22 protein-coding genes are annotated in these 22,073 nt (G+C 55.9%); 9 read left to right on the top strand and 13 right to left on the bottom strand.

Annotation, left to right across the window (positions count from 1 at the left end; all coding sequences use genetic code 11):
- Window positions 1–12: 12 nt before the first annotated feature.
- From KUF73_RS11070 to KUF73_RS11045, 6 genes are all read right to left on the bottom strand, one after another.
- Window positions 13–606, bottom strand: coding sequence for a TetR/AcrR family transcriptional regulator (locus KUF73_RS11070; protein ID WP_218438081.1), 594 nt, complete (start codon window positions 604–606; stop codon window positions 13–15).
- Window positions 607–710: 104 nt separating this feature from the next.
- Window positions 711–1,532 carry a CoA ester lyase gene (locus KUF73_RS11065; protein WP_218438080.1) on the bottom strand — a complete coding sequence of 274 codons (822 nt, stop codon included), beginning with the start codon at window positions 1,530–1,532 and terminating at the stop codon, window positions 711–713.
- Window positions 1,529–2,734, bottom strand: a complete 1,206-nt coding sequence (locus KUF73_RS11060) for a CaiB/BaiF CoA-transferase family protein (protein WP_218438079.1) — start codon at window positions 2,732–2,734, stop codon at window positions 1,529–1,531. Before KUF73_RS11060 ends, KUF73_RS11065 begins: the two co-directional genes overlap by 4 nt.
- A 6-nt stretch (window positions 2,735–2,740) precedes the next feature.
- Complete coding sequence (locus tag KUF73_RS11055) at window positions 2,741–4,093, bottom strand: MmgE/PrpD family protein (RefSeq protein WP_218438078.1); 1,353 nt, start codon at window positions 4,091–4,093, stop codon at window positions 2,741–2,743.
- Window positions 4,094–4,105: 12 nt separating this feature from the next.
- Complete coding sequence (locus tag KUF73_RS11050; RefSeq protein WP_218438236.1) at window positions 4,106–5,266, bottom strand: acyl-CoA dehydrogenase family protein; 1,161 nt, start codon at window positions 5,264–5,266, stop codon at window positions 4,106–4,108.
- Between the two features lie 40 nt (window positions 5,267–5,306).
- The gene (locus tag KUF73_RS11045; protein ID WP_218438077.1) at window positions 5,307–6,134 is read right to left on the bottom strand and encodes a transposase; all 828 of its coding nucleotides are present in this window, start codon (window positions 6,132–6,134) and stop codon (window positions 5,307–5,309) included.
- Window positions 6,135–6,265: 131 nt separating this feature from the next.
- Between KUF73_RS11045 and KUF73_RS11040 the strand changes: the two genes are divergently transcribed.
- Entirely contained in the window at window positions 6,266–7,153 is an 888-nt protein-coding gene (locus KUF73_RS11040; RefSeq protein WP_008018016.1) for a LysR substrate-binding domain-containing protein, read from the top strand.
- A gap of 45 nt (window positions 7,154–7,198) precedes the next feature.
- On the opposite strand, the gene KUF73_RS11035 is transcribed toward KUF73_RS11040, so the two are convergent.
- Window positions 7,199–8,095, bottom strand: coding sequence for a LysR substrate-binding domain-containing protein (locus KUF73_RS11035; RefSeq protein ID WP_256345562.1), 897 nt, complete (start codon window positions 8,093–8,095; stop codon window positions 7,199–7,201).
- 145 nt (window positions 8,096–8,240) lie between these two features.
- Here KUF73_RS11035 and KUF73_RS11030 point away from each other — a divergent pair, with 145 nt between their 5' ends.
- Together KUF73_RS11030 and KUF73_RS11025 are read left to right on the top strand one after the other, a co-directional pair.
- Window positions 8,241–8,654: an ester cyclase gene (locus tag KUF73_RS11030; protein ID WP_008018018.1), complete on the top strand. Its 414-nt coding sequence runs from the start codon at window positions 8,241–8,243 to the stop codon at window positions 8,652–8,654.
- A gap of 69 nt (window positions 8,655–8,723) precedes the next feature.
- Entirely contained in the window at window positions 8,724–9,005 is a 282-nt protein-coding gene (locus KUF73_RS11025; RefSeq protein ID WP_218438076.1) for a DUF2790 domain-containing protein, read from the top strand.
- Window positions 9,006–9,193: 188 nt separating this feature from the next.
- On the opposite strand, the gene KUF73_RS11020 is transcribed toward KUF73_RS11025, so the two are convergent.
- From KUF73_RS11020 to KUF73_RS11010, 3 genes are all read right to left on the bottom strand, one after another.
- Window positions 9,194–10,531 (bottom strand): MFS transporter, encoded by a 1,338-nt coding sequence (locus KUF73_RS11020; RefSeq protein ID WP_008018020.1) that lies wholly within the window; start codon window positions 10,529–10,531, stop codon window positions 9,194–9,196.
- Between the two features lie 228 nt (window positions 10,532–10,759).
- The gene (locus KUF73_RS11015; RefSeq protein ID WP_218438075.1) at window positions 10,760–11,290 is read right to left on the bottom strand and encodes a 2,4'-dihydroxyacetophenone dioxygenase family protein; all 531 of its coding nucleotides are present in this window, start codon (window positions 11,288–11,290) and stop codon (window positions 10,760–10,762) included.
- A 196-nt stretch (window positions 11,291–11,486) separates the two neighbouring features.
- Window positions 11,487–12,374 (bottom strand): LysR family transcriptional regulator, encoded by an 888-nt coding sequence (locus tag KUF73_RS11010; RefSeq protein WP_218438074.1) that lies wholly within the window; start codon window positions 12,372–12,374, stop codon window positions 11,487–11,489.
- A gap of 264 nt (window positions 12,375–12,638) precedes the next feature.
- Between KUF73_RS11010 and KUF73_RS11005 the strand changes: the two genes are divergently transcribed.
- Both KUF73_RS11005 and KUF73_RS11000 read left to right on the top strand, forming a co-directional pair.
- A complete protein-coding gene (locus KUF73_RS11005) occupies window positions 12,639–13,208 on the top strand; it encodes a hypothetical protein (RefSeq protein ID WP_077183557.1) in 570 nt (189 codons plus the stop codon).
- A 37-nt stretch (window positions 13,209–13,245) separates the two neighbouring features.
- Complete coding sequence (locus tag KUF73_RS11000; protein ID WP_218438073.1) at window positions 13,246–14,142, top strand: N-acyl homoserine lactonase family protein; 897 nt, start codon at window positions 13,246–13,248, stop codon at window positions 14,140–14,142.
- A 63-nt stretch (window positions 14,143–14,205) separates the two neighbouring features.
- Here the strand turns inward: KUF73_RS11000 and KUF73_RS10995 are convergent, their stop codons facing one another.
- From KUF73_RS10995 to KUF73_RS10985, 3 genes are all read right to left on the bottom strand, one after another.
- Window positions 14,206–15,483, bottom strand: coding sequence for an OprD family porin (locus KUF73_RS10995; RefSeq protein ID WP_218438235.1), 1,278 nt, complete (start codon window positions 15,481–15,483; stop codon window positions 14,206–14,208).
- A 132-nt stretch (window positions 15,484–15,615) separates the two neighbouring features.
- Entirely contained in the window at window positions 15,616–16,410 is a 795-nt protein-coding gene (locus KUF73_RS10990) for an enoyl-CoA hydratase-related protein (protein ID WP_218438072.1), read from the bottom strand.
- A 37-nt stretch (window positions 16,411–16,447) separates the two neighbouring features.
- The gene (locus tag KUF73_RS10985) at window positions 16,448–17,617 is read right to left on the bottom strand and encodes an acetyl-CoA acetyltransferase (protein WP_218438071.1); all 1,170 of its coding nucleotides are present in this window, start codon (window positions 17,615–17,617) and stop codon (window positions 16,448–16,450) included.
- Between the two features lie 147 nt (window positions 17,618–17,764).
- Between KUF73_RS10985 and KUF73_RS10980 the strand changes: the two genes are divergently transcribed.
- From KUF73_RS10980 to KUF73_RS10965, 4 genes are read left to right on the top strand one after another with little or no spacing between them, the layout of a single operon-like run.
- Complete coding sequence (locus KUF73_RS10980) at window positions 17,765–18,871, top strand: phosphotransferase family protein (RefSeq protein ID WP_218438070.1); 1,107 nt, start codon at window positions 17,765–17,767, stop codon at window positions 18,869–18,871.
- A gap of 10 nt (window positions 18,872–18,881) precedes the next feature.
- Complete coding sequence (locus KUF73_RS10975) at window positions 18,882–20,057, top strand: acyl-CoA dehydrogenase family protein (RefSeq protein ID WP_218438069.1); 1,176 nt, start codon at window positions 18,882–18,884, stop codon at window positions 20,055–20,057.
- Window positions 20,054–20,842, top strand: a complete 789-nt coding sequence (locus KUF73_RS10970; protein WP_218438068.1) for an SDR family NAD(P)-dependent oxidoreductase — start codon at window positions 20,054–20,056, stop codon at window positions 20,840–20,842. Before KUF73_RS10975 ends, KUF73_RS10970 begins: the two co-directional genes overlap by 4 nt.
- A 14-nt stretch (window positions 20,843–20,856) precedes the next feature.
- Window positions 20,857–22,044, top strand: coding sequence for a CaiB/BaiF CoA-transferase family protein (locus tag KUF73_RS10965; protein WP_218438067.1), 1,188 nt, complete (start codon window positions 20,857–20,859; stop codon window positions 22,042–22,044).
- The last annotated feature ends 29 nt before the right edge of the window (window positions 22,045–22,073 follow it).

The following is a 22,073-nucleotide window of genomic DNA, read 5'->3' as shown; positions in this document are numbered from 1 at the left end:
CCGCAGCCAAGGCTAATGCCTAACCTGAACCAGTTTTCGACAGAGCATCGCCACTGGATCGGTGAGGGATCGATCCGTCACCGCCTCACTACCCATCGCAATGATGACCCCTGAAAGCATCGACAGCATGCACTGCGAGATAAGGTCGATATTGCACACTTGAAACAGTTCCTGCTCAATGCCGTGAGTAATAATCTCACTGAGTTCGCCCACATAACGTGCGTGAAGCTTGATCAGTTGGCACTGTGATGCTTCATCGATATGGCGCATTTCCCGCTCAACCAAACGCTCTTCACCTCCGAACTCAATACTGCGGCGCAGATGAAACAGCACAAATGCATCAAACTGGTCCAGAACGCCTCCAAGTGCTGGTTTGAAGGCTTGCCAGGCGTCGAGTCGCTCCTGCAACACCGACGTCAGCACCTGTTCAAGCAACTCCCGCTTTCCGGGGAAATGGTAGTAAAGGCTACCTGCATGCACCCCGAGTGTTCTGGCCAATGTGCGCATGGACATGGCGCTGTAGCCTTGTTCGAGCATCAATTGGGTGGCGACTCGCACGATTGCCGAGTCGCACAACACCGGCCGTTCTTTAAGGAGCGAATTCATTCGTCACACCGCCCATGCCCACTCGCTATGCATAGGCAGGCAACTTGCTCAATCCGAAAAGCACCTTGCGCAAGAGCCTTCGGCATCTGAAGCAAAATTTCCGGTTAATTTGCATGAGCCAGTACCTGACGAGCGCGCTGCAGCACTGGCGCGTCAACCATCTGTCCATCGAAGCGAAACGCTCCCCCTTCTTTTTCAGCCGCAGCAAGGACGTTGCGTGCCCACTCTACCTCACGCGCCGCAGGGGCGTACTCCGCCGCGACCACTGTCAGCTGAGCAGGATGTATGCACAGCAAACCATCAAACCCCATACCCCGTGCACGATGTGCTGCCAGTGACAATCCGTGCAAATCACTGATATTGGCAAACACGGTATCGATCGGCGGCGCCAGACCCGCGCTCACGCTGTGCAACAGCAGTTGAAAGCGAACCTGATCCATGATCGTTGCGCTTTCTTCAGCGCCCTTCATACCCAAGTCCAGAGCCAGGTCCAGGCCCCCGAAACTCAAGCGCTCAACGCCTTTGGCCGTTGCGATGCTCTGCAGCGCAAGCAAGCCCCTGGCACTTTCAATCAGCGGCCACACGGGTTTGCCACAACGCAGGAGTGCTTCGACCTGAGCATCCGACTCGGCTTTGGGCAAGATCACGCCGATAACACCTGGGTGCTCCGCGCAGAAGTTAATATCCGCGGCGTGCTCACAATGATCGGGCGCATTAATGCGCACCATCACTTGCGCTTGCGGATGACTACGCAGAAACGATGCCAGATTGTGGCGAGCCTGTTGTTTGAGAAACTCCTCAACGGCGTCTTCAAAATCGACAATCACCCGGTCCGCGCCATAAGCCAGCGCCTTTGAAAACCGGTCCGGTCGGCTCCCTGGAACAAACAGCGCAGTGATCACCGACGGTAAGTTTCGTCCGCTCATATCACTGCCCCCCGCTTCATTTGCTCAATCGATTCGGCCGTATAACCGAGCTCTTCAAGAATGGCTTCACTGTGTTCACCCAGCGCGGGGACAGGGTCCATGCGAGGAGCGAACGCACTGTTGATGCCTGGAGGCAGCATTGCAGGAAGCAACCCTGCGGGGCTGTCAATCTGTACCCACCGTTTGCGCGCTTTGAGTTGTGGATGGTTCCACAACCCGGCCATATCGTTGACGTTGGCGCTGGCAATGTGCGCACGGTCCAGCCGCTCGACAATTTCTGCTGCCTTCAGATCGGCAAAGGTATCTACGATGATCTGCCGTAAAACCTTACGATTGGCGGAGCGCTTGACGTTGGCGGAGAAACGCTCGTCGAGTTTGAGGCTCGGCATCAGCAACACGTGGTCGCAGAAAGTCGCCCATTCGCGCTCATTTTGCAGACCGAGCATCACCGCTCCCCCGTCACCGGCCGGGAACGGTCCGTAGGGATAAATGGTGGCGTGAGAGGCGCCGGCACGTGGTGGCGGCTGAGCACCGTCGTAGGCGTAATACATTGGAAAGCCCATCCATTCAGCAAGACTTTCAAGCATGCTGACATCGACCCGACTACCAAGCCCGGTGCGCCCGCGCAACAGCAACGCGGATAATATGCCGCTGTAGGCATACATACCGGCCGCGATGTCGGCGATCGAACACCCGGCCTTGGCCATCTCATTCTCGCCGGCACCACCGGTGACCGACAAGAAGCCGCTCTCGCTTTGAATCAACAAGTCATAGGCTTTCTTGTCCGAGTAAGGCCCGCCCTCCCCATAACCCGAGATGTCGCAGACGATAAGCCGCGGATACCGGACGCGCAGCGTTTCAAACGACAACCCCATTCGCGCAGCCGCACCGGGTGCCAGGTTCTGCACCAGGACGTCGGCCTTGGCAAGTAAAGCGTCGAGTACACGGCTCGCCCCTTCTGCCTTGACGTCCAACGCGAGGCTTTCCTTCGAGCGATTGCTCCACACAAAATGGGACGCCAAGCCGTTGGTTCGAGTGTCATACCCGCGAGCGAAATCGCCAATCTCGGGGCGTTCTATTTTGATCACTCGCGCGCCCATATCCGCCAACTGGCGCGTACAAAATGGCGCTGCAATAGCGTGCTCGAGGCTGACAACCGTGATCCCGTCCAACGGACGCGTTGCGTTATTGTTCTGATTCATCAACGACTACTCCAACAGTGTCGACAGGTTGTCGGTGGACTGCAGCGCCCAGATACGTTCGATCAGCTGATTGATCTGGTCGGGGGTTCGTGCTTGGGAAAACCCCAGCAATCTACGAAATTTTTCTTCCAGTTCGAGGCGAGACAGCGTGTTACCCGGATCACCTTTAGGCTCATCGCATTTGCCGAGAAACACCCGGCCATCCGTTGTGGTGACTTGTACTCGACCGAGCCACTGCTGCGGGTAGGCGCGATCGACTTCCAGATCCAGTTCCATGCTGACGTTATTTGCAAAACTCGCGACATCCAGATCGGTCAGCGCCAGACGATCGAACTCAGTTAACCCTGCCTTTGCATGAACGGCGATTAAACCCAAGACCGTTCCCATGGAAAATTTCGCCTGATGGACAGTCTTGGGCACTACTACGCGCCCCAGCACATCAATGGCCGCCTGATGGACGTGGGTGACCACCTTGGCAATGTTTTTATGGGTGAGCTCGTGTTCGCGCATCACGTTCTGCAGTGCGTCAGCAGCAGGATGGGTGTGACGACATGAGGCATGGAATTTGAAAGAGGTCTCAAGCAATGCCCATCGGCTGCCCAGGCCGTTCGACAATTTGCCTGGATCGGCATCACTGGACATTCCAGCAGCCAAGCCTTGATCGCCTTCCAGAATATTGCGCGCTCCGGTAAGCCCGTCTTGAGTAAAATAGGCCGCGAGCAAACCATCTGCGGCAGCCTTAGCCGTGTGCAATTGCTTGGAGTCGGCGGCATCGCGCAAAAACTCCCAAAGCCCGGCCGCTTGAGTGCCGGCGGTACCCAGAAGATTTATAAATTGCTCCTGGTCGAGTCCAAGCAACTTGCCCACCCCAACCGCCGACGCCAAGGTCCCGACAGTCGCTGTAGTGTGGAAAATACGATAATGCGAACGCCCCAGAAATTCACCAATGCGGATGCCTGCCTCATAGCCGGCAATCGACGCTAAAAGCAAGTCACGGCCCGACTTCCCATGCTCTTGCGCGGCGGCTAACACCGCCGGAAATACGACGGTTGCAGGATGCAGTACCGAACTGTTGTGTAAATCGTCCTGCTCAACCAGATGCGACGAAGCGCCATTGACCAACGCCGCAAAGTACGCGGAAGTGCTGAGACCGTTGACGACGATTATCGCCTTGCCTTCCGCCGGTCCCATTGTTTTTGCGTAACGCTCAAACAGCGGGATCGGGTGCGCGCCCTGACTGGCGAGCGCAGAGCCGAGCCAGTCAAGAAACAGTTCCTCTGTGCGGCTCAGCACGTTGTCGGGGATATCGGAGTAATCAAGATCAGCGAGAAATTTGGCTAATTGCTGTGTATGACTCATGGGCTGGCTCCCTTAAAAACTGCGAGGTAGCTCGAGCAAGTGCTCAGCTACGTACGACAAGATCAAGTTGGTGGAAATCGGGGCGACGTGATAGAGGCGTGTTTCGCGGAACTTGCGTTCGACGTCATATTCACAGGCAAAACCGAAGCCTCCGTGGGTCTGCAAGCAGGCATTGGCGGCTTCCCAAGAAGCTTTTGCAGCGAGGTACTTGGCCATGTTGGCACTGGCACCGGCGTTAATGCCGCTGTCGTACTCTTCACAAGCGCGCCAGCGCATGAGATCGGCCGCTTCGATTTCGATATGCGCTTCGGCAATCGGAAACTGGACACCTTGGTTTTGCCCGATGGGGCGTCCAAAAACCACGCGATCACGGGCATAAGCACTGGCTTTTTCAATAAACCACCGGCCGTCACCAATGCACTCTGCGGCGATCAATGTACGTTCGGCATTCAGGCCGTCAAGGATGTATCTGAATCCTTTGCCCTCCTCCCCAATCAAGCTGTCGAGCGGCAATTCCAGATTGTCGAAAAACAACTCGTTGGTTTCATGATTGACCATGTTTGCTATCGGCTGGACAGTCAGGCCGTTTCCGATGGCTTCGCGTAGATCGACCAGGAAGATCGACATGCCTTCCGACTTCTTTTTCACTTCCGCCAGGGGCGTAGTCCGCGCCAGCAGGATCATCAGGTCGGAATGCTGGATGCGCGAGATCCAGACTTTCTGCCCATTGATTACATACTTGTCGCCCTTGCGAACGGCCGTCGTTTTGATCTTCGTGGTGTCTGTCCCCGTAGAGGGCTCAGTGACCCCCATGGATTGCAGCCGCAGTTCACCTGCAGCGATTTTGGGGAGGTAGTAACTTTTCTGCTCTTCGCTACCGTGACGCAAGAGCGTAAACATGTTGTACATCTGCCCGTGCACGGTGCCGGAGTTACCGCCACAACGGTTGACCTCCTCGAGAATCACCGAGGCTTCGGCCAATCCCAGGCCAGATCCGCCATATTCCAAAGGAATCATTGCGGCCAACCATCCGGCGTCAGTCAGTGCTTTGACAAACGCTTCCGGGAAGCCCTTGCGCTCATCGACCTCACGCCAGTAAGCGCCGTCGAACTCCGCGCACAATGCCTGTACACCTTCCCGAATTGCGTTGAGTTCTTCATTTTTGTTTTGCATTGCGATCACTCTCAAAATGCCAGCAAGTGAGTTGGCTCACTCAGTCGAAAATCAGATCCGCGACCTGCGCGATCCCGCCTTCATTGCTCGCCCATAACTGCGCATGGCCGGATTCAACTAGTGTTCCTCCAACTTCAAAGAGATGGGGGGCGATCAATGGGCGTACGCCACGAAAGCTGAAAGTGCGCAGTTGTGCAGTGGGATGGGCGCGTAAAAATGCATGCAGATTCAGTGTGGCTATGAGCGGGCCGTGGACGACTTTTTCGGGATAGCCTTCGACGTCCACGACATAGGGAACGTCGTAATGGATACGGTGCGCGTTAAACGTGATGGCCGAATAACGGAACAACAGTACGGCGGTAGGAGAAACGGATTCATTCCACTGGGCTGCCGGCACTGCATTGCCGGCAGCCAGATTCGGTGCGCTGGCCTCGCGATACACAATGTCCTGTTCTTCACGAATGCACAGGTGTCCGTTTTGGAAAAACTCGTGCCTTACCGTCACGAACAACAACTGGCCGCTGCGCCCGACCTTTTCTTCGATACGCGTGACGGTCGAGAGGCGGGACGCCTCAATACCGGCAAGTAGCGATTGAAAGAATTCGACGCGGCTACCGGCCCACATTCGATTGCGATTGTCGGCAGGAGGCAGGAAACCTCCGCGGGCTGGATGTCCGTCTGCACCCAGGCCAGACTCGGCCACGGGGTCCTGAAAAAAGCACCAGTGCCACAACGCGGGAAGCGGTGCGCCGGGCATTATCGGCTGCGCACCAAAAGTTGCCGCTACGCGCTTGAGCAGTCCTGATCCCAGATCATCCACCGCCTGTTCAGTCTTGCCAAGCCAAGCGCTCAGGTCCTGATTACTCATGAAATGTGCGTCCTCGATTATTCGGTCGAGGCCGATAATGCGAGTGGCCTGGCGTTCTGTGAATCTACTTTTATTTAACCCGGCGTTAATACAAAATTAACGCTTCAGCTGATAGGAAAAGGGCTTTGCCGATGCACTTTGATTTGACCGATCTGCGGTTGTTCATACACATCGCAGAAGCCTCCAGTCTGACTCAGGGGGCGCGACGAGCCTTCATCTCGCCTGCCGCGGCAAGCGTACGGATCAAAGCGCTGGAAGCGCAGTTGAACAGCCACTTGTTGTATCGCGACAGCAAGGGTGTCGATCTGACGGATGCCGGGAAGAAGCTTTTGCAGCATGCGCGATTGATCATGCGTCAGGTCGGTTACTTGAAAACCGAGTTCGCCGAATTCGGCACCGATTCTTCCGGACACATTCGCATTTTCGCCAATACAACTGCTGTCACTGAGTTCCTTCCGGAACTGCTGGCAGGATTCCTCGCTGCACGCCCTGGTGTGACGGTTGATTTACGGGAGCGCCTATCGCGCGACATCATTCGAGGGGTACTTGATGGCTCAACGGATATCGGCATCATTGCCGGCCCTGTTGCGGCGAAAAACCTTCAAGTTTTGCACTTCAGTACAGACCGACTGGTGCTTGTGGTACCCAAAGAGCACGAGCTGACACAGCGCAAGCACATAAAATTGCGTGACACTGTGGCGTTCCATCACGTCGGCTTGCAAGAAGGCAGCACGCTCCAGGCGTTTGTCCGTGACCAGGCCGAGTTGTTGGGTGAAACCCTGGTATGGCGAATTCAGTTGTCGAGCTTCGAGGCCGTTTGCCGAATGGTTGAGGCTGGTGTCGGCATTGGCGTCATACCGGAGTCGGCCGCCATCCGTAACAGTAAAACCATGAATCTGGCCATTTTATCGTTGGACGAGCCTTGGGTCGTTCGCGAACGCAGCATCCTGGTTCGTGACATAGAAGCATTGCCCGGCTGTGTGAAGGCGTTGATCGCGCTATTGCAAGATCAGCATTGAATGCGCCCTTCGCTGACGCGATCAAGAAGTATGAAACCTGGAATGTCAGGTCAGGCTAGTGCCAGACATCAGTCCTTCAGTCAGCAACGACACCAAAGGCTGGACTAAATGCTGAGTGCGAACATCATCGCCGATCACCGCCACTTCAGTGGTGGGCAGCGTTGGCAATTTTTCCGAGGGCTCGACGATTTTCATGCCTTCCTGCAGAAATGAAGTGCCAAGGGCGGTGATACCCAATCCGCCTGCTACGGCTGCTTGAACGCCAATCAGATTGCTGGCCAGACAGGCCGAAGTCCACTCGCGCCTTACCGAAGCCATCGCCTCGATCATGATCGCGCGGTATGCGCATGGAGGTCGCATCATCACTAGGCGCACCGGCCGCGATGCTTCAATTTCATAATCCTTTGCGGCAATCCAGACCAGTGGTTCACGCCAGATGATCCTACCGCGCTGGGCCGTGGCGCTGATCTTGCGTTTCGCGATCACCACATCCAGCAGTCCTGCTTCGTGGTCCGCCAACAAGTCGTTGCTGAGGCCAGTGGTGAGTTCCAGCTGAATATCCGGATAGAGCTTGCTGAAGCGTGAGAGCAGTCGTGGCAACTGGGTAGGCACCAGGTTTTCAGAGATGCCCAGACGCAGGACATTCACCCCCTCCGGCTCTCTGATTTCACGGACGAAATTGTCAAAGTGCACCATCATTTTGCGTGCGCCAACCAGAAGACGTTCGCCCTCCGGGGTCAGAGTCAATGCACGACTGGTGCGTTCGAAAACGCGCATGCCAAGTACTTCTTCCAACCGGATGATTTTCTGACTCACCGCTGATTGCGATCGTGCAATCACCTCCGCCGCCGCCGTGAAGCTCCCCGTTTCTGCGACTGCGATAAACGCCCGAAGCAAATCGATATCAACGTCGCCCGCTTGCATGATGAATTCGCCTTTCAACTAGATGCCATTAACTTTATGCGTTTGAATTATAGATAGCAAACTCCGAACATCATACTTGTGATCATCCCCTAGGGACTTTTCACCGATTAATCCAGCGTCACCACTGAATGGGACGCCGAGCCCAAATTCCAGGAGATAGAAAATGCCTGACAATAAAGCTGTAGAAATTGTTGAACGCTTCTGGCGCGAAGTCTGGCAGGCGAAAGATCCGCAGGCCGCCGCGCGCTTTGTTGCTGAAGACTTTGTCATTACCTCTGGCGGGGTCGATGTCGTCGGCCGTGAAGCCTTTATTGAGTGGATCGGCGTCTTTCTGTCGAAGATCGAAGATTTCACATTTGGCAGCATCGAGACCTTCCAGAACAAAGAAGGTACTCGCGTGGCCTCACGGTGGAAACTCACCGGCAAGAACAAGGGCTTCATAGGTGCTCGCTCGTGTAGCACACCTTTCGAAATGCTCGGTACTGCGGTTTGGGAAGTACGCCCAGACGGTCTGCTGGCGCACAACTGGGTAGAGCGCAATTCGCTTGAGGTTCATCGCGACGTTATCGGTCTCTAAGGTCGAATCGCTGCCTCAACACCCGGCTTACCTCCCTCGGTTTCGTCCACGCAACGTACGGAGGGAGTCTTGATCAACGAGGTTATTGCAATGAAAAACCTGCTTCCATTGGCAGTTCTGGTGTTCTGTTCCACAGTCATGGCAGGTCAGTCAACAGATGAACGCCATGTAGAAATTGAACCGTATCGCTACACAATGCACCTGGACATCGCCAGTGTGATTTCGATTACGACCCCAGCGGATAAGTGCAATGCCGTTCCCGTGACCATGATCTACCGCGACTCCAGTGGACACATCAAAGGGCTTGAATACCTTTCGTTGTCAACAGATTGCGACGCCTTCGGCGGTTAACGGTTACACCCGCGCATCAAACGACTACTGCTCCTTACGCCTCACCGCTTGCATTATAAAAACAAGAGCAAGCCCCTCTCCGCCCCTGCGAGTACAAACGAAATAGTTAAATCGCCGAGTAATCACTCGACGAATTATCTAACGAATCACATCGCGTGCAGGCAATGTCCCACACTATTTTCTTCGCTTTATGCGGCAGGTACTCGCGCATCCAGCACAGGTTCCAGGCGAGGAGTTCGTACCATCAAGGTCATGATCAATATTCCGATCAACAACAGTCCGGTAACGGCGAACAACCCGTTCGCAAAACTGCCCGTAGCCGTCTTGATCGCGCCCATCATGTAAGGCCCGACAAAACCACCCAGCATCCCGATCGTGTTCACATAAGCGATCCCCCCGGCGGTAGCGCCGGCCGGCAGATAGCTCATGGGCATTGCGAGGATGATCGGCATTGCAGAGAACACACCGAGCGCTGCCAGTGTCAGCCCGAAAATACTCAGGCCAAAATGCCCCTGAACAAATGGCAACATCCCAAAACCTACCGCCGCCAGCAATGAACACGCAGAAATATGAATACGCCGCTCGAGTCGCTGATCGGAGTGTCGTGAGATCAGGATCATTCCGATCGTGGTGAAGGCGTAAGGCACGACGGCCCACATGCCGATCTGCGTCGCGGTGGTCAAGCCTGCTTCCCGCAACATCATAGGCATCCAGAAGTTGACGGCGTTGTGGCCACAAACGATGGTGAACCAGGTCAAGGCGATCAAGTGGATCGGCGGTTCTCGCAGAGCGGCCAGGAAACCTCTATCGACTGCCGGCTGGAAACTCGCCAAATGCCGTATTACTTTGGCCTTTTCGTCGGGTCTGAGCCACTTGCAGGTACTCGGGCCATCAGAGAGCAACGCCAGTGCGATGAGGCCCAGCACGATGGACGGAACTCCTTCTATGACAAACAGCCATTGCCAGCCTTGCAGCCCGGCAATCCCATGGAACGCATCCAGAATGACCCCTGACAACGGCGCCCCTGCCACGCCAGCGATAGCCGACCCGCAGAGAAAAATCGCGGCCATTTGAGCCCGTCGGGCCGGTGGAAACCAGAACGTCAAGTACAGCAATACCCCCGGAGCGAAGCCGGCCTCAAAAGCGCCGAGCAACAGGCGCATGAGATAGAACGAGGTGGGACTATGAACGAGCATGGTGCAACACGACACAAAGCCCCAGCCGATCATGATTCGGGCGATAGTGACCCGGGCACCCAGACGTTTCATCAACAAGTTGCTGGGTATCTCGCAGCACACGTAACCGAAGAAAAAGATACCCGCCCCCAGCCCGTAGACGGCGTCGGAGAAACTCAGGTCGGCTTTCATATGTAATGCGGCAAACCCGACGTTCACTCTGTCCAGATAGGCGAACACGTAACAGACGAACAGAAACGGCATGAGCCGCCAGGCAATTTTTCGGTAAACAGGATCGTTGTCATCGATCAACGCCATGGCGCCTTGAGCGACGGAGGATTGGAGTTGCATGGATCGAATCTCCTGCAAATATTGTTATTGGAAGTGCGCAAGAAAGATTTCATCGAGTCAAACTCGGGGCCGCGCTTTTAATACCCCGCGACATGGATTTCGAAAATTATTGCTTGCTGCGCAAGCAGCATAAAAATTCACGCAAGTTAGAAAAACGGGTATCCGCGAACAATGCGAATTCGTAAATTCATTTAGAGTTCGCGGCGTACAGTTGATACGGGGCAGATGTCAACGAATGAAACGATCGGCATAGTCAGCGCCTAACCCGACACTTTCATAATGCTGACGGGCACTTTCCAGCTTTGTATAAACATCTTCGTAATCCAGCGCCTTACCGTAGGGATCTACATAGACATAGTTGCCGGTCACATGGAACAAGGTAATCATTTCGGTGACCTCTTCGGGGACTACCAGCGTATGGGTTTCTCCTGGTGGTTCAAACGCGTAGCTCCCTTCGGTGGCCACCCATTCGTGCTCGAGGTAATGCCAGTGGCCCCGTAAAGTGAACGCGTGCACTGGCCCACCATGGCGGTGGCGGGACAGCACACCTGAGCGCCGCACCCGGGTGAGATTGACGAAGTAGCCGCCACTCAGGCTCAGTATCAATGGCCGAAACCAGACACCTTCAGCCTGGGGTACCCACTCGCGTTCATCACAGTCGAGATTGAGCGCACCCGCCAGCAAAAAGTCGGCTGGCATACCGGCCGGCTGGTCGAATTGATAGGGCACCTTGGATCGATCACCACGATGAGAAGTCATCACAGGCCTTGCCAAACTTTGTTCTTGTACAGTCATTTTTATTCAACCTCACGGTCAGACATTTACCAGATTGCGATATCGCTATCGCAGACACCATCAAGTCGGCAGCAAACGTGCAACTTGATAACGATTGAGCGCACTTTCAATCAATGCAACTCAAGCAACAGGGCAAGAAAGAGGGTCTTGCTAAAATGTGTTATGTAATCGTCCAGCACAAGCCTTTGACGCGGCTGCTGAGGAAGTCATTAAATACTTTGATTCGCGGACTTAAGTATTTACGGTTCGCGTAAATCAGACTGACTGATTCTTTTGTTCCGGTATAAAACTCGGACAGCACAGGGACGAGACGACCTTGACGAATATCCTCGCCAATATGAAATCCGGCTAACTTAACGATGCCCGCCCCTTGCAGCGCCAGATCTCGCAACAGGTCACCCTGGCTGAATGACGTGCGACTGCGGAATGGCACCTTGATCAAGCGACCGTTTTCCCGAAACGACCAGGCGCTCCACTGACTATCGAAACTGAACCCGAAGCACTGATGCTCCAGCAAGTCCTGCGGATGGAGCAGAGGCGCCTGACGGGCCAGGTATTCGGGTGAAGCGCACACAATCCATTCATTGTCATTCAGACGTTGCGCCACCCGCGAAGAGTCAGGCAAGAACCCGCTGTGAATCGCCACATCCACCCCTTGCTCAAACAGATCGATGTATTGCGGCCCCAGCTGAATGTCGAGATCAAGGAGCGGGTAAGTGCCGAGAAATTCAGGTAGCCACGGCATTATCTGATGCTTGGCGAACGTGGTCATCGTATGCACGCGCAGCATGCCACTGACCCTGGTGGGCAATCGCTCGGCCAGTGAGTCCGCCTCGCTCATGGCATCGACGACGGCCAGTGCGCTTTTGAGGTACGCCGCGCCCTCCTCCGTCAGCAGCAGTGCCCGTGAACTTCGCACAAACAATCGCACCTGCAAGCGATCTTCCAGTCGTGAAATCAGCTTGCTGACGGCCGAGGGGGTCAGATGGCCGGCACGGGCCGCCGCGGAAAAACTGCCATGTTCGGCCGCTCGGATGAAGGCGAGCATTTGGGAATAGTTGTCCAGATCTCTCCTCCTTCTCTTATTAGTATCGACCGCGGTGCCGGCGGCTTTGGGAGCACATGTGCTTAAACTATTACATCTCTGAATCCGTGGATACGCCCGGTTATTCACACTGGATGTGAATTTTGTTCACAGGAAAAACCCAGGGACATCCATCAGCCAGTCGATTAGCTGTGATCAGTTTTATGCGTTTGCCAAGGGGCCGGGCCGCTCAAATACTCAAGCGGATTACAATAAGAGAGCCCCCACATGTTTGATGCTATGCGTTCGCAAGACTCGCCTTACTCATTGTCGTTCAGTCAGGACTGTATGGAGGGTCGCCTGGCCCCCTTCGGCGATGAAGCGGTTCAGCCTATACCCGTCCCGTCAGACCGCTCGTTGGTGCATGTCACCGATGAGCTCAATCGTTATGTCGCCTTGATCGAACATCCTTATGGGCAGCTCAATCGGGTCATTGCGCAAATGGCTGGCTTGCTAATTCTCGGGCATGCCCGCAATGGCTTTTCCACCTACGCGCAATTAGCCAAAACCCCGGAACAGGCGCTGATCGAGACCCTGGATTTGCTGAACCAACTCAAGGTTCCGCCTATGGGGTTAACGCATTTCAAACACCTTTCACTCGCGGCCAGAAACCTGCTTGACCTCTCTCGGGCATTGCATCGCAACATCAATAACGCTGCTGTTTTCAAAACGCGCGCCCCCGGATGGCTGAGCGAACTCAACAAGGCCAACGCACTCTTGCGCTGCATCGCCATCCCGCACTCAGGGCTTATGCCGGTGGACCTGCAAAACACCTGTTTTTGTTGTTCGCAGCAGTGAAACCACAGTCAATCAAAGACCAATAAAAGAGGCTGTCATGTCCCCCTACTCGATCTGGATTCTCGAATACGCCCACATCCCTGACTTTCCAGTCAGCGGTATCAAATACGGCATCCATAACGAAGGTGTTCGAAAGTTGCCGTACTGCTACGTGCTGATAAAGGGAAATGGCCGGACCATTATGGTGGACGTCGGTTACAACCATCGTGACTATGGCCAGGCCCTGGCTGGGCAGTTTGGCGTGACTAACTGGCATTCCGCTCGAGAGGTTTTGGCTCAGTGCGATGTGACCCCCGAAGACATCGATACCGTGTTTGTCACACACGCTCACTTTGACCATTTCGGTAACACCGATGCTTTCCCCAATGCGCGGTTCTACCTTCAGGAACGAGAACTGTCGAAATGGATCTGGGCCATGGCCCTGCCGGATCGACTGAACTGGACGCGCACGGGCCTTGATCCCTCGGACATTCTCCGTGCAGTGGAACTGGCCCGCCAAGGACGGCTGATTTGCGTAGATGGCGAAATGGAAGATGTAGCGCCTGGCATTGATCTACGCGTTGCATTCGACAGCCACACCTTCGGCTGCATGTGGGTACATGTGCGCAACGATCTGGCAGCGGTCGCTCATAACAGCTGGGTGTTGGCCGGAGACCTTGTGTACGTCTACGACAACATGGTGGCCAATCCGCAGATCATCAACAGTGATATCACTGGAACGCTAGACTACCGTCCCGTTGGCCTGGCGCAAAACAGCAACACCAACTTGGTGCTGGCGACCGAGGAAATGCTCAAAGCGGTCGACTATGAAGTCAAGCGAGTCATCCCTGTACACGAAGACCGTTTGAGTGAGGTTTTCCCTACCCGCGTGACGGACAAAAACCTGCGGATCATGCAAGTCTGTCTGGCAGAAGGTGAACAATCTCGCGTCTGATCACGTCGGCCTCATTACAGACAAAAGCCGTCTAAAAAGACGGCTTTTTTTATGTGTGCAGCGCTATTTCAACGCCAGGCTGTAGCTGAAAATCAAGCGATTTTCATCGGTGTTGCGCGTGTAATTGGAGCGCTGAGTCGCGTTCAGCCATTGCACTCCGACATTCTTCAGCGGACCGTCCTGCACGACATAGGTTATGTAGGTGTCGCGTTCCCACTCCTGGCCTTCCTGATTCATGTTCACCACCCTGGCTTGGTCACCCTGCACATAAACCGTGGTGAACGTCAGCCCAGGCATTCCCGCAGCGGCAAAGTTGTAGTCATAACGCGCGCGCCAGGAGCGTTCCCTGGCGCGGGAGAAGTTACTGACCTGCAATTCGGTGAACAGGTAACTGACCGTGCCGTCAATCAACGGATAGGCTGTATCGCCCCACTGTTTCTGATACCCGCCACTGACGGTATGACCGTCGATGGAATACCCGATATTGGTGCTGAGCGCCTGGTTATCTACATGGCCTCCCAGTGCCGCGCCAGCGTCGCTGCCGTCAAAGTAGCGTAGCTCTCCCAATATGCGACCAGGGCCCAATGGCGCGTTGTATTTGAGGCCCACGAAACCTTGTTGGTAGATGTCCTGGAGTCGGCCGAAATGCAAACTCGCCAGCAGATCCCGGGTGATTTGATAGTCGGCCGCGGCAAACTTGAAATCGTCAGAGCGCGCCGCGCTGGAGTACTGTCCGGACTGGCTGGTGATTCCCATTTTTTCGAAATCGGTAGAGTCGCGTTGCTTCACTTGACTAATATGGCCCAGGTTCAACGTCAGGTTTTCGATGGCCTTGCTGGTCAGTTGCTGGCCTTCAAAAGTCTGGGGGAATAGACGACTGATGTTTGGCTGTATCACCGCAATGCCTGCGGGTTGGAGGCTACCGACGAATAGTTCGTTGTTGTCAAAGAGGCGCGCCTTGGCCGTCAATCCCAACTTCGAATAGTCATCAGCAGCGCGTTTGGCGTAGGGCTTGCCTGGATCATCGGACACAGCCTGACGCGCCAGTATGCCGGTACCCGAACGCTCAGGCGCCGAGTCAAGCTTGATCCCGAGCATGCCGATTGCGTCCAGTCCGAACCCGAGCGGACCATCGGTATAACCGGATTGGTATTTCATAACAAAACCTTGCGCCCACTCCTCGGCCTTGGAAGGCCCCGTGCCGTCTCGGTAATCGCGATTGAAATAGTAGTTTTTGGTGCTGAAATTCAAGCGGCTGTCTTTGAGGAAATCGGCTTGGGCCAGGGCCGGAAGCGCAGCCACTATGCCCGTCAAGCAGACAACATTCAGTCTCGGCGTCATGTTTTGTATACCTGTATTTTTGTTATGGGTACGTCGGATATGAATAAACACACTCGCTTTGCAGACGTGCGAAACCGTCAGGCCAGATCTGAAGATCCGGCCTGTTCGCTTCAACAGAGGTCTTATTGCCTATCAGCGATGCCGAAAGACAGGCAATCGTTTCTCAACGAAAGCGCGGGCACCTTCTTTCTGATCCTGGGTCGCGAACAACGAATGAAACGTGCGACGTTCGAAACCGAGTCCTTCGCTCAATCCGGTTTCATACGCTCGATTCACACACTCTTTAAGGAGTAATAAACTCGGTAACGAACGCTCGGCAATTTTCTTCGCGATCGCACTGACTTCGTCCAGCAACTGCCCCGTGGGCACCACTCTAGATACCAGTCCGATAGCCTCGGCTTCTTCAGCACCGATCCGACGGCCCGTCAGGCACAGATCCATGGCTTTTGCTTTACCGACCCAGCGCGATAGACGTTGAGTTCCGCCCGCACCGGGTATCAACCCCAGAGATATCTCCGGCAATGCGAAACTGGCGTTGTCCGCGGCCACGATCAAGTCGCACATCATCGCCACTTCGCAGCCTCCGCCCAGCGCATAACCGGCCACCGCAGCGATCATGGGCTTACGGCAGCGGGCAATTCGGTCCCATTCGCCGAGAAAATTATTGACGCTGGTTTGCGGGAATTCCTGATCGAGCGCTTCCAGAATATCTGCCCCCGCAGCGAAAGCCTTGGTGCTGCCGGTCAAGACAATGCAGCCGATGCTTTCGTCTTCTTCAAAACAATCCAGCGCCTGGGAAATTTCCAGAATCATCTGGGTATTCAACGCATTCATTGCCTCGGGACGGTCGAGCGTGATCCATCCGACCCGTTCGCTCCGTTTTACGCGCACGTAATTCAAAAGGCCTAAGGCCGCCATGTCTCCCATTCCAGTCTCCTGCGTTGATCGGCTGAGTCAGCCGTGCTTATCGGGTACGTTCGAGAATGCTGACGTAATTGGCCACGGCGGCTCCGCCCATGTTGAAAATTCCGCCCAGCCGCGGTGTTTCGGCCAGTTGCAGGCCCGGTGATTCTCCGGCCAGTTGCATAGCGGTCATGACGTGCATGGACACCCCGGTCGCGCCGATCGGATGCCCTTTGGCTTTCAAGCCACCGGACAGATTCACCGGTAATCGCCCACCCGGCTCTGTCCATCCTTCCAGAATGGCCCGGGCGCCCTGACCTGGAGGGGTGAGCCCCATTGCCTCATATTCGATCAGTTCGGCAATCGTGAAACAGTCATGGGTTTCAACGAAATCGAGGTCGTCGAGTGCCAGCCCGGCCATGCCCAGCGCAGCTTGCCAGGCCTTGGCAGCACCCTCGAAGCGGGTGATGTCTCGGCGACTGATCGGCAGGTAATCATTGACTTGTGCCAGCGCACGAATGCTGATCACCCGCTCTGTTCGTGCCGCCATGTCGTCGCTGACGAGCACCAACGCCGCAGCCCCGTCAGACACAAGCGAGCAGTCCGTGCGACGCAACGGAGCAACGACATAAGGGTTGCCGGTGGACACCCGGTGACAGAAATCCACGTCCAGGTTTTTACGCAAGTGAGCCAATGGGTTGAGACTGCCATTGCGATGGTTTTTTGCCGCGATGTGGGCAAGTGCCAAGGATTGATTGCCATAGCGGGCGAAATACTGCTGGGCGATACCCGCGAACAACCCGACGAACGATGCCTCGGGGCCGCCCTCCTGGGCTACGTAACTGGCCGAAACCAGCGCCTTGCGCACGACGTCTTCAGCGACCGCAGTCATTTTCTCGACGCCAACCACCAGAACCACCTTCGCCTGGCCGGACATGATCAGGCTGGATGCCTGTCTTACCGCTGCGGAACCCGTGGCGCAGGCATTTTCCACTCGTGTCGAAGGCTTGTAGCGCAAGCCGGGGTCGGCCTGCAGAACCAGGGATGCCGGAGATCCCTGAGGATCCAGCCCCTGGTTGAAGTGCCCGATGACAATCTCATCCACATCCAGAGCTTCAAGACCCGCATGTGCCAACGCGTCCACGGTAACCCGCGTAATCAGCGATTCAAGCGTGTCATTCGCTAGCTTGCCGAAGGGGGTGTGAGCCCATCCTATGATATTGCCAACCATGTCAGGTTCTCCGTCATTCGTCATTTCAGTCCGACAATATTCTTAATCGGTATCGTGAATATGCGCAATAGGTGATTTTATCGCTTGACGTTCAATTTTCGGTCCGACAATAATTCTCCAAAGTTCAACATCTGGAAGACAGCAGTTATGGTCGAGATCGGATTTACTCCCACTGTCCGGCGTCAATATCCCGAGGGCGTTGCACTGCGGCCAGAGCTGGCAAGCCAGGCGCTGGATTGGCCAACCATCGAACGTTATCTCGCTGGCCACCGTTTGCAGATGGATCCCGGGGTCGCCCCTCGACAATTGTCGGGCGGCCTCGCGAACCTGAATTTCCTTGTACGCATCAACCACAACTGGATGGTGCTGCGTCGCCCTCCTGCCGGTCCGTTACCGCCGGGTGCTAACGACATGCAGCGTGAGCACCGGATCCTTTCTCGACTCTGGAGAACATTCGCATTGGCTCCGCGCAGCCATCACTTCTGTTCTGATGCCGCCATCGCCGGTGCGCCGTTTCTTTTAATCGACTATCGCGCTGGACTTTCTTTGCGTGGGGACAGCACCCAGCCACTGCCTGCGACCGAAAACACAGGCCATCAACTGTCAAAGATGCTGGTGGAAACGCTCGCGCAATTGCATGCGGTCGACCTCGCCAGTGTTGGGCTGGAAGCGCTCGGTCACCCGCAAGGCTTCTTCAGGCGTAATACGCTTGGCTGGATCAAGCGCGCGCAATTGATAGCCAATGGCAGCTTGAGCCGCCCTGCCCAAACCCTTGCGCAATGGCTGACTGATGCCCCCGACCCTGCAGCGGGCAAACCGGTGTTGCTGCACAACGACTTCAAGCTGGACAACATTCTGATTGACCCGCAAACCCTGCAGCCCCGCGCCATCGTTGACTGGGACATGGGTACCCAGGGCGATGCGTTGTTCGACCTGGCCACACTCCTGAGCTATTGGAGCGAACCGGACGATCCTTCCTGCATGCACCGTCTGGCGCAGATGCCGACGCTGCAACCGGGCTTTGCCAATCGCGAAGCAGTCGCTAATACCTACAGCGCGTTGACCGGACGCGGCCTGGAAGACTTCAAGCCCTACCGGGTCCTGACGATGTTCAAACTGGCCGTAGTGTTTCAACAATTGCACCGACGCCATCTGCTCGGTGAAACCAAAGATCCGCGTTACGCCGACTTCGGCCAACTGGCCGAAGACCTCTTCGAATTCACCCTCACTATCGCCAACGATAAAATCCTCTGAGGACGTTGCTATGGACTTCACGCTGCCCGACTCACTCGTACAGTTGCGAGACAAGACCCGCACTTTCATTCGAGAGGTGGTCATCCCCTACGAGAAAGACCCGCGGCGCACTGCCCATGGGCCCAGCGACGAGTTGCGCAGTGAGCTGATCGCGCATGCCCGCGAAACAGGCTTACTGAGCCCCCACGTTGACACTTCTTTGGGTGGCCTTGGTTTGCCGCACATTGGCCGCGCCGTGATTTTCGAAGCGGCGGGTTACTCGATGCTGGGGCCCGTGGCGTTGAACTGTGCCGCGCCCGATGAGGGCAACATGCATTTGATGCAAGCGGTCGCATCCACTGAGCAAAAGGAGCGCTGGCTAAAGCCTTTGGCAGAAGGCAAAACACGTTCTTGCTTTTGTATGACCGAACCTTCACCGGGGGCTGGGTCTGATCCGACACTGCTCAAGACCACGGCAATCAACGACGGCGACGATTTCGTCATCAATGGTCGCAAATGGCTGATCACCGGTGCGGACGGTGCGGCGTTCACCATCATCATGGCCCGCACGATCGTGGACGACGTGGATGTCGGTGCCACCATGTTCCTGGCTGACCTGCCCAATCCGGGTTTTCGCATCGAACGCGCGCTGGACACGCTCGATTCATCGTTCACCGGCGGCCACGCTGAAGTCAGGCTGGAGAACATGCGGGTGTCCAAAGCGGACGTGCTTGGCGAAATCGGCGAAGGGTTTCGCTACGCACAGGTACGCCTCGTTCCGGCGCGCCTGACCCACTGCATGCGTTGGCTGGGAGCTGCCCAAAGGGCCCACGATATCGCTGTGGCTTATGCGCAAAAACGCGAGGCCTTTGGTCAACCCATCGTCGCTCACGAGGGTATCGGATTCATGCTGGCTGATAACGAGATCGACTTGCACACCACCCGCTTGAGCATCTGGCACACAGCCTGGTTACTCGATACCGGCGAACGCGCCAGCGCGCAAAGCAGCATGGTCAAAGTGCATGCTTCTGAGGCCATCTGGCGAATCGTCGATCGTTGCGTCCAAGTGCTCGGCGGTATGGGTGTCACCGCCGATACCGAAGTTGAGCGGATCTTTCGTGATGTCCGCGCATTCCGGATCTATGACGGTCCGTCCGAGGTGCATCGCTGGAGTATCGCTCGTCGTCTGGGGAGGACTGCCCAATGAACCAGGCCCTTCTTACCCCTGCGACCGTGTTCACAGACCTCGCGGATAAAGTGGTGATCGTCACCGGCGGTGGCCGCGGATTGGGGCGCTCAATTGCCGATGGGTTCGCTAAGCAGGGTGCCACCGTGATTCTGGTGGGTCGCAATCTCGAGCAATTGAATATCGCCGCCAGCGAAATTGTTGAGGCCGGTGGCAAAGCCGCTGCTTTTGTGGCTGACATCGCCGATGAAGACAGCGTGTCGACCCTGAGCAAATCAGTGCATGAAACCTACGGCAGGATCGACGTTCTGGTGAACAACGCGGGCATCAACCCTTGGTACAAGTCTGCAGAAAAAACCACCCTGCAGGAGTGGCGACAGATTCTCGACGTCAACCTCACGGGTGTGTTTCTTACGTGCAAGCACGTCGGGCAATTCATGCTCGACGCAGGCCAGGGTTCGATCATAAACATCACCTCTGTGGCGGGTCGTGTCGGCTTGGCTAAAACCACCGCCTATTGCGCGGCCAAGGGCGGCGTCGAAATGTTGACCCGCCAATTGGCCCTGGAGTGGGCACCTAAGGGCATACGAGTGAATGCCGTTGCACCCGGCTATTTCGCCACTGACCTGACTGAAGGCCTGCGCACCCATCCGGTGCTTGGGCGCCGGGTGTTGGATCGCACCCCCATGGGACGTTTCGGCGAGCCACAGGAAATTGTGGGTGCCAGTCTGTTTCTGGCCTCTTCGGCAGCCGCCTATGTCACCGGTCATTCACTGGCCGTTGATGGCGGCTGGACGGCGTGCTGAGCGAGGAATCGACGATGAAACCTGAAGGTATGGCCCTTGAAGGGTTGAAGATTCTTGACCTCACCCGTTTGTTGCCGGGAGCGTTCTGCACGCAGATGCTGGCCGATCTTGGCGCCGATGTGATCAAGGTCGAACAGCCGCTGACCGGTGATTACAACCGTGCGTTCACGCCACTGAACAAAGTGGAATCCGGTTCCTTTCTGCTGCTCAACCGCAACAAGCTAAGCGTCACGCTCAACTTGAAAAGCGAACCGGGCAAACAGATCCTCCTCGACCTGGTACGTGAGTCGGACGTTTTGATCGAGGGTTTCCGTCCCGGTGTGATGCGCCGCCTGGGCCTGTCCTACGAGACGTTAAGTGAGATCAATCCACGTTTGATCTATTGCGCCATTACCGGCTACGGCCAGGATGGTCCCGACCATCTGAAAGCCGGACATGATCTCAACTACATGGCTGAGGCAGGTGCATTGCAGCTGTTCGGCAAGGCCGGTGAAGGGCCCATCGTGCCAGGGTTGTCGATCGCCGATGTGGGCGGCGGCTCACTGATGGCCACCACTGGAATTCTTGCGGCACTGCACGCCCGTCACCGTACAGGAAAGGGCCAACTGGTGGATGTGTCGATGCATGACGGGGCGATTTCCTGGTTGGCCCTGCATGCGGCCGACCTATTGTTCGCTGACATCGAACCCAGAGGTGGCGAGCGCCCTTTTATCGGCCAGGCCCCCTGCTACAACGTCTACATCTGTGCCGATGACAAGTATTTCGCGTTGGGGCTGATAGAGCAGCATTTCTGGCTGCGTTTTTGCGAGCATCTGCAACTGGATCAATTCAAGGATGAACAATGGCCAACCGGCGACCGCTGCTTGTTGCAAAAGCAAGTACTGGGCACTTTGTTCGCCACCCGGTCTCGTGATGCCTGGGTCGACACTTTCAAGGGTATCGACCTGCCTGTCGGGCCGGTGTTCAACGTCGCTGAAGCCCTCGACGCACCGCAGGCGCGTCATAGACACATGCTTCAGCACATTGAACACCCTGTGGAAGGCTTGATCCCGCAGCTGGGATTTCCGGTCAAGTACTCGATGACACCCTGCTCCCTGAGGAGTCCGCCGCCACTGCTGGGTGAACACAATGAACGGGTACTCGGTGCGCTTGGCTACAGCAGCGCGCAACTTGATGAGTGGCGAAGGACGCAGGTGATCTGATCCCGCTCAATGATGCTGACAAACAAGAA

It is taken from the genome of Pseudomonas sp. PD9R (assembly GCF_019200975.1).
GTDB lineage: Bacteria > Pseudomonadota > Gammaproteobacteria > Pseudomonadales > Pseudomonadaceae > Aquipseudomonas.
This window is presented reverse-complemented; position numbering and strand designations above follow the sequence as displayed.